The organism is Paenibacillus radicis (ex Xue et al. 2023) (assembly GCF_024722015.1).
In the GTDB taxonomy this organism is placed as follows: Bacteria; Bacillota; Bacilli; order Paenibacillales; family NBRC-103111; genus Paenibacillus_S.
The window spans coordinates 1-1,326 of sequence record NZ_JANQBD010000074.1; the positions used below are offsets into that span (position 1 = coordinate 1).

1 rRNA gene is annotated in these 1,326 nt (G+C 54.8%); it reads right to left on the minus strand.

Going from position 1 to position 1,326, the window contains the following annotated elements:
* A 23S ribosomal RNA gene (locus NV381_RS38100) occupies positions 1-1,326 on the minus strand; the annotation flags it as partial.

Below are 1,326 nucleotides of genomic sequence, written 5' to 3' on the forward strand. Positions count from 1 at the left end.
CGGCACTTCCACCCCGAACCTATCAACCTCGTCGTCTTCAAGGGGTCTTACATACTGGGAAATCTCATCTTGAGGGGGGCTTCACGCTTAGATGCTTTCAGCGCTTATCCCTTCCGTACGTAGCTATCCAGCCGTGCTCCTGGCGGAACAACTGGTACACCAGCGGTACGTCCATCCCGGTCCTCTCGTACTAAGGACAGCTCCTCTCAAATTTCCTACGCCCACGACAGATAGGGACCGAACTGTCTCACGACGTTCTGAACCCAGCTCGCGTACCGCTTTAATGGGCGAACAGCCCAACCCTTGGGACCTACTTCAGCCCCAGGATGCGATGAGCCGACATCGAGGTGCCAAACCTCCCCGTCGATGTGGACTCTTGGGGGAGATAAGCCTGTTATCCCCAGGGTAGCTTTTATCCGTTGAGCGATGGCCCTTCCATTCGGTACCACCGGATCACTAAGCCCGACTTTCGTCCCTGCTCGACCTGTACGTCTCGCAGTCAAGCTCCCTTATGCCTTTGCACTCTTCGAATGATTTCCAACCATTCTGAGGGAACCTTGGGGCGCCTCCGTTACATTTTAGGAGGCGACCGCCCCAGTCAAACTGCCCGCCTGACACTGTCCTCATACCGGTTTACGGTACCAAGTTAGAACTCCGATACGGTCAGGGTGGTATCCCAACGTCGCCTCCACACAAGCTGGCGCTCATGCTTCAATGGCTCCCACCTATCCTGTACAGACCGTACCAAAGTTCAATATCAAGCTGCAGTAAAGCTCCATGGGGTCTTTCCGTCTTGTCGCGGGTAACCTGCATCTTCACAGGTATTAAAATTTCACCGGATCTCTCGTTGAGACAGCGCCCAAGTCGTTACGCCATTCGTGCGGGTCAGAATTTACCTGACAAGGAATTTCGCTACCTTAGGACCGTTATAGTTACGGCCGCCGTTTACTGGGGCTTCAATTCATAGCTTCGGGTTGCCCCTAACCACTCCTCTTAACCTTCCAGCACCGGGCAGGCGTCAGCCCGTATACTTCGCCTTGCGGCTTCGCACAGACCTGTGTTTTTGCTAAACAGTCGCTTGGGCCTTTTCACTGCGGCCCCCTCGGGCTATTCACCCTACCGAGGCACCCCTTCTCCCGAAGTTACGGGGTCATTTTGCCGAGTTCCTTAACGAGAGTTCTTCCGCGCGCCTTAGCATGCTCTGCTCGCCTACCTGTGTCGGTTTACGGTACGGGCACCTTCTCCCTGGCTAGAGGCTTTTCTTGGCAGCTTGAACTCATGACCTTCGCTACTGTAATTTTCGCTCCCCATCACAGACCAGCCTTA